Source organism: Sphingomonas sp. PAMC26645 (assembly GCF_004795835.1).
Classification (GTDB): domain Bacteria; phylum Pseudomonadota; class Alphaproteobacteria; order Sphingomonadales; family Sphingomonadaceae; genus Sphingomonas.
Window position 1 is genome coordinate 2,145,001 of sequence record NZ_CP039249.1, and the last position, 11,480, is coordinate 2,156,480.

The 11,480-nt window shown below is 58.8% G+C and carries 9 protein-coding genes, 1 tRNA gene and 2 rRNA genes (1 of these 12 running past the window's edge); 8 read left to right on the plus strand and 4 right to left on the minus strand.

The features are described from left to right. The 6 genes from E5673_RS10175 to E5673_RS20000 all read left to right on the plus strand — a co-directional run. A 23S ribosomal RNA gene (locus E5673_RS10175) occupies positions 1-2,650 on the plus strand; it begins 184 nt to the left of the window's first position. 223 nt (positions 2,651-2,873) lie between these two features. Then, positions 2,874-2,988, plus strand: a 5S ribosomal RNA gene (gene rrf, locus E5673_RS10180). A gap of 121 nt (positions 2,989-3,109) precedes the next feature. Continuing rightward, positions 3,110-3,186, plus strand: a tRNA-Met gene (locus E5673_RS10185). Positions 3,187-3,286: 100 nt separating this feature from the next. Further along, a complete protein-coding gene (locus tag E5673_RS19990) occupies positions 3,287-3,862 on the plus strand; it encodes a hypothetical protein (protein WP_247599312.1) in 576 nt (191 codons plus the stop codon). Between the two features lie 198 nt (positions 3,863-4,060). Continuing rightward, a complete protein-coding gene (locus E5673_RS19995; protein ID WP_136189900.1) occupies positions 4,061-4,480 on the plus strand; it encodes a hypothetical protein in 420 nt (139 codons plus the stop codon). Between the two features lie 6 nt (positions 4,481-4,486). Beyond that, positions 4,487-4,708, plus strand: a complete 222-nt coding sequence (locus E5673_RS20000) for a hypothetical protein (RefSeq protein WP_247599313.1) — start codon at positions 4,487-4,489, stop codon at positions 4,706-4,708. A 176-nt stretch (positions 4,709-4,884) separates the two neighbouring features. On the opposite strand, the gene E5673_RS10205 is transcribed toward E5673_RS20000, so the two are convergent. Together E5673_RS10205 and E5673_RS10210 are read right to left on the minus strand one after the other, a co-directional pair. Continuing rightward, the gene (locus tag E5673_RS10205) at positions 4,885-5,652 is read right to left on the minus strand and encodes a hypothetical protein (RefSeq protein ID WP_136189901.1); all 768 of its coding nucleotides are present in this window, start codon (positions 5,650-5,652) and stop codon (positions 4,885-4,887) included. Positions 5,653-5,861: 209 nt separating this feature from the next. After that, positions 5,862-7,241: a hypothetical protein gene (locus E5673_RS10210; RefSeq protein WP_136189902.1), complete on the minus strand. Its 1,380-nt coding sequence runs from the start codon at positions 7,239-7,241 to the stop codon at positions 5,862-5,864. 462 nt (positions 7,242-7,703) lie between these two features. Between E5673_RS10210 and E5673_RS10215 the strand changes: the two genes are divergently transcribed. Both E5673_RS10215 and E5673_RS19850 read left to right on the plus strand, forming a co-directional pair. Beyond that, positions 7,704-8,138 carry a surface-adhesin E family protein gene (locus tag E5673_RS10215; protein WP_168711598.1) on the plus strand — a complete coding sequence of 145 codons (435 nt, stop codon included), beginning with the start codon at positions 7,704-7,706 and terminating at the stop codon, positions 8,136-8,138. After that, positions 8,135-9,343 (plus strand): zinc ribbon domain-containing protein, encoded by a 1,209-nt coding sequence (locus E5673_RS19850; RefSeq protein WP_210731716.1) that lies wholly within the window; start codon positions 8,135-8,137, stop codon positions 9,341-9,343. The genes E5673_RS10215 and E5673_RS19850 overlap by 4 nt, the downstream gene beginning before the upstream one ends. 49 nt (positions 9,344-9,392) lie before the next feature. Here the strand turns inward: E5673_RS19850 and E5673_RS10225 are convergent, their stop codons facing one another. Then, positions 9,393-9,869 carry a hypothetical protein gene (locus E5673_RS10225; RefSeq protein ID WP_247599314.1) on the minus strand — a complete coding sequence of 159 codons (477 nt, stop codon included), beginning with the start codon at positions 9,867-9,869 and terminating at the stop codon, positions 9,393-9,395. A 353-nt stretch (positions 9,870-10,222) separates the two neighbouring features. Further along, positions 10,223-11,374, minus strand: coding sequence for a TerD family protein (locus E5673_RS10230; protein ID WP_136189905.1), 1,152 nt, complete (start codon positions 11,372-11,374; stop codon positions 10,223-10,225). Between the last annotated feature and the right edge of the window lie 106 nt (positions 11,375-11,480).

Genomic DNA, 11,480 nt, shown 5'->3' on the forward strand with positions numbered 1-11,480 from the left:
ATGGGTGCCCGTAACGCAGGGTATTGGGTTAGTTAGGTTAGGTATCACTTAGCTGAATACATAGGCTTCGTGAAGCGAACCCGGCGAACTGAAACATCTCAGTAGCTGGAGGAAAAGACATCAACCGAGATTCCGTTAGTAGTGGCGAGCGAACGCGGACCAGGCCAGTGCCTGAATTTCAACTAGCAGAAGCTTCTGGAAAGTAGCGCCATAGCGGGTGACAGCCCCGTATGCGAAAGTGAGAATTCAGGACTCGAGTAGGGCGGAACACGTGAAATTCTGTCTGAACATGGGGGGACCACCCTCCAAGCCTAAATACTCGTATGTGACCGATAGCGAACTAGTACCGTGAGGGAAAGGTGAAAAGCACCCCGATGAGGGGAGTGAAACAGTACCTGAAACGGATTGCCTACAAGCAGTTGGAGGGCTTTTATGGCCTGACAGCGTACCTCTTGCATAATGGGTCTGTGACTTAATGTATCAAGCAAGCTTAAGCCGATAGGTGTAGGCGCAGCGAAAGCGAGTCTGAATAGGGCGCCAGAGTTTGATGTATTAGACCCGAAACCCGGCGATCTAGGCATGACCAGGATGAAGGTGCAGTAACATGCACTGGAGGTCCGAACCGATTAACGTTGAAAAGTTACCGGATGAGTTGTGTTTAGGGGTGAAAGGCCAATCAAGCCGGGAAATAGCTGGTTCTCCGCGAAAACTATTGAGGTAGTGCCTCGCACGAACACCTTAGGGGGTAGAGCACTGGATGGGCTAGGGGGTCGCGAGATCTACCAAACCTAACCAAACTCCGAATACCTAAGAGTGATATGCGGGAGACAGACGGCGGGTGCTAAGGTCCGTCGTCAAAAGGGAAACAGCCCTGACCTACAGCTAAGGCCCCCAAATCGTATCTAAGTGGGAAAGCATGTGGGACTTCCAAAACAACCAGGAGGTTGGCTTAGAAGCAGCCATCCTTTAAAGAAAGCGTAACAGCTCACTGGTCTAAACAAGAGGTCCTGCGGCGAAGATGTAACGGGGCTCAAGATACGTGCCGAAGCTTAGGGTGTGCCACTTATGTGGTACGCGGTAGCGGAGCGTTCCGTAAGCCTGTGAAGCGATCTGGTAATGGGTCGTGGAGGTATCGGAAGTGCGAATGCAGACATGAGTAGCGATAAAGAGGGTGAGATGCCCTCTCGCCGAAAGACCAAGGGTTCCTGCGCAAGGCTAATCCGCGCAGGGTGAGCCGGCCCCTAAGACGAGCCCGAAGGGGGTAGTCGATGGGAACCACGTTAATATTCGTGGGCCTGGTGGTGTGTGACGGATCATGTGTGTTGTCATCCCTTATCGGATTGGGATGGCTTCGAAATGGTTCCAGGAAATAGCCCCACCGTATAGACCGTACCCGAAACCGACACAGGTGGTCAGGTAGAGTATACCAAGGCGCTTGAGAGAAGTGTCCTGAAGGAACTCGGCAAATTGCCTCCGTACCTTCGGAAGAAGGAGGCCCTCACTATGCGCAAGCACTTTGAGGGGGCACAGGCCAGGGGGTAGCGACTGTTTAGCAAAAACACAGGGCTCTGCTAAGTCGGCTTCAAGACGACGTATAGGGCCTGACGCCTGCCCGGTGCCTGAAGGTTAAGTGGAGGGGTGCAAGCTCTGAAATGAAGCCCAGGTAAACGGCGGCCGTAACTATAACGGTCCTAAGGTAGCGAAATTCCTTGTCGGGTAAGTTCCGACCTGCACGAATGGCGTAACGACTTCCCCACTGTCTCCAGGACATGCTCAGCGAAATTGAATTCTCCGTGAAGATGCGGAGTACCCGCGGTTAGACGGAAAGACCCCGTGCACCTTTACTGCAGCTTCAGAGTGGCATTAGGAAGAAACTGTGTAGCATAGGTGGGAGGCTTTGAAGCATCGGCGCCAGCTGATGTGGAGCCATAGGTGAAATACCACCCTGTTTGTTTCTGATGTCTAACCTCGTTCCGTAAGCCGGAACAGGGACCCTCTGTGGCGGGTAGTTTGACTGGGGCGGTCGCCTCCTAAAGAGTAACGGAGGCGCGCAATGGTGGGCTCAGGACGGTCGGAAACCGTCTGTTAGAGTGCAATGGCATAAGCCCGCCTGACTGCGAGACTGACAAGTCGAGCAGAGACGAAAGTCGGTCATAGTGATCCGGTGGTCCCTCGTGGAAGGGCCATCGCTCAACGGATAAAAGGTACGCCGGGGATAACAGGCTGATAACCCCCAAGAGCTCATATCGACGGGGTTGTTTGGCACCTCGATGTCGGCTCATCACATCCTGGGGCTGGAGCAGGTCCCAAGGGTTTGGCTGTTCGCCAATTAAAGTGGTACGTGAGCTGGGTTCAGAACGTCGCGAGACAGTTTGGTCCCTATCTGCCGTGGGCGTCGAAATTTGAGAGGAGTTGACCCTAGTACGAGAGGACCGGGTTGAACATACCTCTGGTGTACCAGTCGTTCCGCCAGGAGCGCAGCTGGGTAGCTATGTATGGACGGGATAACCGCTGAAAGCATCTAAGCGGGAAGCCTCCCTCGAGATAAGATTTCATAGAGCCGTCGGAGACCACGACGTTGATAGATCGGATGTAGAAGTGCGGTAACGCATGGAGCTAACCGATACTAATTGCTCTATTCGCGCTTGAGAGTCTCACACCATCAATGACAACACTGGGCAACTAGCTAGCCATAAGATGCGTGCGGATGATTAAGACGACGCCAGATTGCCAATCCCCTCGCCGTCGAGGGATTGGTCGAATACCACTACAAACCTTGCACGGTATCGATTTTAAACCCTCAGGCTTCGCAGCAATGCGAAACCCTGAGGGACCCAGATATGACGCGCTCGCATGTCGCACCGGCTCCATTGCCTGGTGGCTATAGCGTCGGTGTCCCACCCGATCCCATTCCGAACTCGGCCGTGAAACCCGACTGCGCCAATGGTACTATCGCTCAAGCGATGGAAGAGTAGGTCGTCGCCAGGCATTGAAGCCCGTGCAACATGCAAAACGCAACATATCCAAAACCCATTCACAATTTCTTCTACACCTATTCCCTCACGGGAACTCGGGTCCCTATCGAAGTACCACTTCGATGGGATCTCGGCGCGGGGTGGAGCAGCCCGGTAGCTCGTCAGGCTCATAACCTGAAGGTCACAGGTTCAAATCCTGTCCCCGCAACCACCGCTATAGAACTACAATCGCCGCCCTCACGGGCGGTGTTGTCGTTTGTGGCAAACGCCAGCAAATCCGACACCTTAGCCACCACCTCCGCTTCCGGACCATGCTCGCCATGCGGGTAGATCGTTACGCTCTCGATGAGTGTCGCGAGCACAGACGCGGCCTCGGAACGGATAGTCACATCGTTCAGGGACGTCCGGAGCGCGGTGACCTTCTGGCTGAAACGCTCCAGCAGAACCGGATGCGGCAGGATATCCGCGGGTTTGCGCGCCGTCGCACCGGCAGTGTGAGCCGACAGCCGCGCGAGTTCCGCCTCGCGGTGCGAGATCATGTCCATCAGGATGGGACTAACGAGGCCACCGAGAAGATTTTGCGTAAGGTTGGAAAGCTCCACCTCGAGCTGTTGACGCCGGACCTGCCCGGCTTCGTCCGCGTGGCTATCCAGTCTGACCAACCGCGCTGCCTCTCGCTGAAACTCCTCGACGAAGATCCGGGCGTGTTCCTCCGAAAGGAGATGGCTTTGCAGGATGGCGAGGGTCGCCGTCTCGATGGGTTCCTTGCGAACGGAAATCGTGTTCGTGCAGGTGCCACGTTCCTTTTGGCCGGCGCACCGATAATAGTCCTTGCCGCTTATCGTGTAGCTCGACCCGCAGATCGAACATCGGATAAGGCTCGATAGCAGATGCTTCGCGCGCGGCTTGCCCGCCTGAGACGCTGAACTCGGCTGGCGCCGGCGTCGGGTCATCTCCGAACGCGCAGCCTCCCAATCCAACTCGCCCACGATGCGGAGATCGGGAACGTCGACTTCAACCCATTCCGACGGATCACGTAGCCGATAGCGTCGTTCGCGCTGCTCGCCGTCCGGGTTCTTGCGCCATTGCCGACGTCCCCAGACCAGTCGGCCTTCATAAAGCGGGTTGTTGAGAATGCCGACGAGCTTTTTCGGGTCGCCGCGGATGGTGGATGCATTCCACTGGCCACCTCGAGGTCCAGGTACGCCTTCTTCATTGAGGCGTGTCGCGATCTGGATCGAAGACAAGCCGGCGGCAAACCAGGCAAAGATCCGGCGTACGACCTGAGCCGTCTCCTCATCGATTTCCAATATGCCCGGGATCACTTCGCCCTTGGCATCGAGTTTGGCGGCACGTTTGTACCCGTAGGCACGCCCTCCGGCGAACCGACCAGCAAGCACGGCCGCCTCCATGCCGCGGATAGTTTTGTCGACCAGGTGTTTGAGAAAGATCGTACCAAGCAAGCCCGCAACCGCGAACTTGATCTCGTCGACATGACCCTCTGATACCGTATGCAGCTGGACGCGGTGGTACGCGAGTATCTTGCCAATCCACGCGACGTCCTCAGCATCGCGTGCGAGGCGGTCGAGGCTTTCGCAGACGATGATGTCGATGACACCGGCCTTTGCGGCCTGGATGATCTTCGTCAGTCCAGGGCGGTTCCGCCGGTAACCCGAGAGCTCAGGATCTACAAAGGTGTCGATGACGACACCGCCGAGGCGGTCGACCAGTGAGACGCAGGATGCGACCTGATCGACGCTGGACGTGGCGGTTTGCATCCTTGTCGAGTGGCGTCCATACAATATGATCCTCGGCTGCGGGTTCGCCTTCATGCTGATCTCCACAATAGTCTGAAGCAACAGGGCCGAGCAGGCTTGTCGCCAACCCAGCCCGCTCACAGGATCCCGCCTCAGTAGCGAGCTGGAAGGTATCCCCTGGCCGTGGCGGAGGCGGCATCGAGCGCGGCGATTTCGTCGCCGGTAAAGCCAACATCGCTAAGCGCTTTTCGGGCGCGAGCCTGATCCGTCCCCGTGCCGGAAACCATAGTCTTGAATTCGAGCATGGCTGGCCGCGCCGTGACGATCGTCTGATTACCGTCCTGATCAACGCTTACGACCGCACACTCTCCTATCTCACACAAGCCTGGCGGCAGTGTGTCCATCAAGAACGTGGCCTCGCCACTTGGGTCATCATCTGCAAACACTTCGAACGGCGAGGCGCATGAGACCAGCCATGGATGAGGAAAGCCGCTCATGGACCTGATGTAGCGCATGGCGGTGTTGGCCTTTCCGCGGAGAGAGATCGCGCCGTCTGCGTTCACGAAGGTCACCTTCTGAAGCAGGGCACGTAGGCGCTCGATGAGCGAGGACAGGTTGAGGGTCGTGATGTCTCCCCAGTCTTCGCCGCGGTGCCAGGGATCGATCTGCCCGGTAGGTGACCAATAGGCAGGGCTGTGCGCATCGCCCATGACATTCAGAACGAGATTCTGCTGCACTTTCCCATATTGGTCACGAAAGGTCATGACTGGACCGCGAGGCGAGAGGATCATGTCGAGTCTGCCGCCGTCGACCAGCTTCCCGGCGAAGCCGTTGCGAGACGGCTGCAGTGTGAAGTGGCTGGGAAGGGCGGCGATGGCAGCCAGGGTTTTGGTCGCGTCCGATACTGCAGTGTCGTTCATGGCTTCATATCCTCTCGGTTTGAGCGATGCTGCTCCGCCGCCGCCTGCCGCGCCAGCAGGCGCACCAAGTCCGTCAGGTCCCACACGACCAGGTCGTCCGGTGGGACGTCTTTGCTTGCAGGGGAAGGCGGAGCGGGTTGCATCCCGTCTCGAATAGCGCGGAGCGTTAGACCTTAAGGGGTATACCAAAATGCACTTTCAGTGCCGGATCAGCGTAGCAGCCATTCATTCGCGTCGATGCTGAGATGGCGGGATGCCGACTCCGCAATCGAAGGATCAGAAAGTTTTCTGTTCATAGACGCAAAATGGTCGCGGCCTGGAAAATTGCACCGGTCGAAGTTTTTAGGTTTATTCTTTCGACGATCCATATGGGCCGCGGCACTTGGGTCGGATCTGCCGCCAGCTCTCAGAAGAAAACCAACGTTTCCCGAGGCCTTTATGAATGGCTCAGGATCGTTTGGGGGCACAAGGCCGCTATTTAACATCGCGGGAATAGCTCGATCGATTTTAGAGCATGCTTTGAGCAATTGGACTGCCACGTACGTCACCGATTCCGCTGCGGTCAGGAGTAGATGGTGTTCCACATACTGCTCCTCTATAAAATTCGCGGTACGCATATGACCAAGTTTCAGCGCTGCTGCGGGTTGGGCGCGTGTCGCCACACGTTGCAGCACGTTCCAAATATCTATGTTTTGATTTCCGTTCGATTGTTGTCGCTTCCAAAACGATGTGGCCTTCGCGAGGGCAATTATCTCTAAAGCGTACGCCTTCGAGATTGTCCCGTTTTCAATTGCTTTCGCAACTGCCTTGTCATCATCGTGTTCCGGATCGATCTCCTTAGGGATGTCTTTTATCAGACGCTGAAGCACAGATGCTGGCGCAGCAAGAGTGCTGAGAACGACATGCGATGTCGACTTCCAATGATTGAAACCCGAGAAGCAATGACGATAAGGGTTTGTGTACATGATACCTATCATGGCAGCCAAATCCTGAGCTGTTCTAACAGCAAATAACTTGATATGGTGTGCGATGATTTGGGTAACTTTTGCAATATCCTCGGGAGGGATGGGATGGGAAAGCAGATAGGCAACAATCGCCTTTGTTTCTCCGAGAACGAGGAGATAGTGTACGTGGGAATATCGCTCACGCAGCCAGTCTAGGTTCTCACTGTGCTCGCAGAGATAACCATTCATCACCTCTTTAAGTATAGGGCCGAGTGTGAGCGCGTGTGATGAAGCCGAGAGTATCTCATTTATATGAACTGTGTGATCTAGGTTCTTAGGATCTATGAATATCGACGATCGGTAGGGTTTTATTTTAAATTTCGACGAATTTCCTTTAGAAAACTCCTTTAGAGCTTTCCGAGACTTTGCCGAAGTGCTGCCCTTCGACCGTATTAAATCATCGACCAGTCGACGTATGTTTACGTCGTGTTGGCTGTCGATAACATTGCGCGTTGCGGCTTCCGCTGCTTCTTGTCTTGTTATGCCAGTGAGCCGGTCCGCCCCCGTGAAAGGGGGTAGCGGGCCTGATGGCATGTTTGACGATGAAACGTTGATAACCAACGAGCGAATAGCTGCGTAAACCATGACGACCTCCTGAGACAGATGAGGAGATCGCGGCTTAGCGCGATCTCGGTCGTCCCAGGCGGGGAACATGCCTCCACTTGCCGAGGGAGGCCCGTGAGAAAGAGGAGGCTCGCTGCGCCTCGTCGACTCTCCGCGGTATCGAAGCATACCGGATCGCTCAATCCGCCGTCCGACTTGCGTCATAGGCTCGACTGATTGACGTTAAGCGTGGTGCGAGAACGCCATTTTTGTCAAGAGCTAATTTGCAGTGCGATTAATGAGGGACGTTTTTTCTGGTGGAAAGCGGCTCGTCCGCTTTGGAACGAAGGGCGGTAATAATGCACGTTCGTTCATCTCCGCGGTGCATAGGCTAACACCGCTCTCAAAAATTGATCTCTACTGTCCGGTACAGCGTCACATCCGCATTGACGACGTAATCGGTCTTGGTCTTCCGGAAGCATGAGGATGGCGATAACGATGCTGGTGGGGAACGACGAAGGGGTAGCGCTCAGGCATTCGATCATACGAGTAACCGGGGCGGTCGCCGCGGCGATCCTGCTGCACGCTGGTTCGATCGCGCATGCTGAGTGGCATCCCGTCACCTCGGCCGCCGACGGGACTGTCTGTTCGATCGATCCCGAACGAATTCGGACCGTTGGCGGACGCCGACAGGTCTGGATGAAGGGCGATCACAGCCGGGACCGTACCGAGCGCGCGCGATCGTCGATGACCCTCGTCAGCATCGACTGCTCCGCGTCCACCATTCGGACGCTGGCCGAGAACAAGTATGACTCGTACGGCAAGACGATCTCCACCCGCACCAATCCCGACTACGGGATGGGCTACAATCCCATCACGCCGGAGACTATCGCGGAGGACGTGGCCAAACTCGTCTGCGGGTCGGAGGCGGCCCGATGATCGGCGCGACGAAGGTCTGTCCGCGGTGCGCGGAGCGCGTCAAGGCCGCCGCGCAGGTATGCCGCTATTGCGGACACGAGTTCGGGCGGGTCAGCCTCGCTAAGGTCGACGCTGCTGCGACGGGCGGCGCGGCAGCGTCGACACGCCGCACCTCGCCGCCCCGGGGATACCTGTGGTCCGCGGGCGCAGTGATCTCGATCGTCCTCGTGGCCGTGCTGGCCTGGGCCATGTCTCCCAAGGTCGAGCGGCCCGTCGTCGTCAATGGGGCCGTGCGCGAAACCGCTGCCGCCGCCGAAGTGCCGGTAACTGAAGTACTCGCTGGACCGCAGCTGGCTGCGGGCGAAAGTCTGGAGTGGAGTGCGGATGGCGCGCCCGAGGAGACGGTGCGGCAGATCGGCACGATGGTCGTCAGGGTGACGCGGAAGATTGACGAGGACATGATCGCACCGGTGGTGTCGGTGTCCCGGGGGACCGAGACCGTGACTATCGTAGGCGAGGCGGTCTCCAGCGGGTATACGCACCGGATCTCCGCTGTGCGCAACAAGGCGGGTGCGCCGCCCGTGGTGATGCTCCAGAGTTTCAGCGGCGGTGCCCACTGCTGCAACCACGTTCAGCTCGCCGGCGTCTCGGGCGGTCGTCTCAAGGTCGTGGACCTCGGCTCGTGGGACGGTGACCAGATCGCGTTGCCGGTCGACCTGTCGGGCGACGGGGTGGCGGATTTCGTCGAGCGGGACAACGCGTTCCTCTACGCGTTCGCGGCCTACGCGATGAGCGCCGCGCCGCCCAAGGTCTTGAACGTGACCGGGGGGCGCGTGATCGACGTCTCCAAGCGTGCGGCGTTCCGCCAGCTCTACCTCGACGAGATGGCCACGTCGGGCGAGATTTGCCGTACGGGAGCCGAGGGCATGGACCGGAACGGCGCCTGCCCCTCCTACGTCGCCTCCGCCGCTCGCGTAGGCCGGCTCGACGAGGCTTGGGCCGAGATGGTCCGGTCCTATGCGGCGGATATGGATTGGGAACTGCCGAGCGGCTGCGTAGTCCGAACGAGCGAGCAATGTCCAGAGGGATCCCGGATCGTGTACAAGAGCTATCCTGAGGCGCTGCTCGCCTTCCTCAAAGAGCACGGATACGTCGCCAACGGGTGGTCGCCTCCCGATGCAGCCGGCGTGGACGAGGTCGTCCCCGACCCGGCTAACGCCGACTGACGCCGGGCGACTCCGGATCAGTGCGGGCAGCGGCGCTGTCCGGCAGTCTTCATCTGAACGGGTTGTCTTCGTCCCCGTAACGCTGCCCGATGAACTGGACGTTCTCGGTGAACGCATCGATGTCGCTTTGAGCCAGGTTCTTAAGGATGTCGTCCATCCTGGTCTGCATCTGGTCGAGACTCTCCATCAGGATGAAGCTCGCCGACCTCCCAGTCCGCCTGAAAATGTCGCCGCGGTAGCCGGACGGTATCTCGATATAGCTGCGCGCGAGCTTGGGCAGATGGATTTCCCGCATCTGCTCCATGTCCACGCGGGTGAACCCCGGCACCTGTTCGCGCTGGATCGCGCCAGCCGCCTCGTCGAGGCAGGCCAGTATCCGCCGGATCTTGACGCGTGCACCGTCCGGCAGACGGTCGTCCTCGAAGTCGAACGCCACGGGCGGGGGCGTGGGTACGCCCGGCAGGGACGGAAGCGTTTCCGAAGGCGTGCTCGCCGGTGCGAAGAGGCGGCTGAGCCTATCAAACATGGTCACCGTCCACCCACCGTTTCTCTCCCGCCGCACGCCGGACGACCTCCTCCGCGGCCAGATCGACCTTCCGGACCTTATTCGCCAGGTCTGGCTGTGGAAAGCGATTGTGGCGGCCAGGGACAATCGCTTCGAGCTTGCGCGCGACCGGTCAGGATCCATTTCGCGACGACAACTTGTCAGTCCTCGGACCCGGTCCGTCCTGTCCAGGAGGGCGCCCCGCGAATTTCTCCCGCCCTTCGAAATCGGCGATAATCCGTTCCGGATCGCCGCGCGTGTGCTTGATGCAGTTCGCGCTCCCATCGGCGTTAGCGTCTGCCTTGGTCGGCGGCGTCCTCGAATTCGGAGCGCCGCTACTTCGGGGGTGCGGTTCGCCAGCGCATTCCCCAGCCGAGACGTTCATCCAGCCGCTGCTGGTTCTCAAAGTAACCGACAAGCCTCGTCACCTTGATCAGGTCGGCGTCATTCTCCAGCAATACGATCCCGCAGATGCGGCAGTCGTTGCGGCCATCGGCAAGCTGGATCTCGATCGGCGGCTGGCCGGGAGCCGTCAACAACGCGAGGCCCGACGTCCTGCGCCAGTCGGGAACGCCATCATGGATGTTGCAGAACACCGCGAGGCGCTTGATCTCCTTCCAGTGGTTGCCATCGATCTCGAGCGTCTCACCGATGTCGCCGGTGCGGTCGTCACCGGACAACATTACGAACGGCGGCTGGTCAATCGCGCCCGTCATGCCGCCGAGCATTTGGATGGCGGTCTTCCGCCCGTCCTGCATCTCCACCAGGCATCCCAAGTCGAGATCGATCGCACCCGCGCCGGTCGAGTAGTTGTTCCGACCATGGGACCAGTTAAGCGTGATGACGATAGTGCCGAAGCCATCGGCATCCGGCGTAAGGGTGACCGACTGGTCGGGTTCCTCCATCGACAGCTTGGCCAGCTGAAGGCTCTTCACCGGCGGTAGCTGCTGAGGGGCGTCGTCGGCCGCGATGTCGATGCCGAACGACGACGCGAGCGGAGCCAAGCCGCCGTTGAACCCTTGCCCTACTGCTCGGAACTTCCACTGCCCCCCGCGGCGATATAGCTCGCCGAAGATCATCGCTGCCTCCGTGGCGCCGACGAGGTCCGGACGGAAGCTCATCATGCCTGCGGCTCCGTCCGACACGGTGATCGCTGCATCCTCGATCAACGCCAACGTATGGCCTTTTGCCTGCGCCTCGTCGATCGTCAGGCAGAAGACGATACGCTCGACGTCGTCTGGCACGAGGTTCAGGGCGACATCGAATGCGCCGCCATCACCGGCGTGGAAGCGCACCGCGCCGGTGCCGCCGTCGGTCTGATTATAGAACACCATGTCGCGATCGCTGCGGACCTTCCCCGACGGGGTGAGCAGGTAGGCCGAGACGTCCGCCTCCAACCCACGCCCGGCGACCGGCGACCATTTGAACTCGACGCGTAGCCGAGAAATCGCGATCGGAGCATTTTCGCCCTGCTGCATATCCTGCATCTTCGTTCGTTCCCCGTCGCCTGCGGATGCGCCGCCTGCAGATACGCTGTCGTCGAGGCTAGCGCGAAGGCTCCGTCACCCGCAACCGGGTTCATCTGGTTGATCC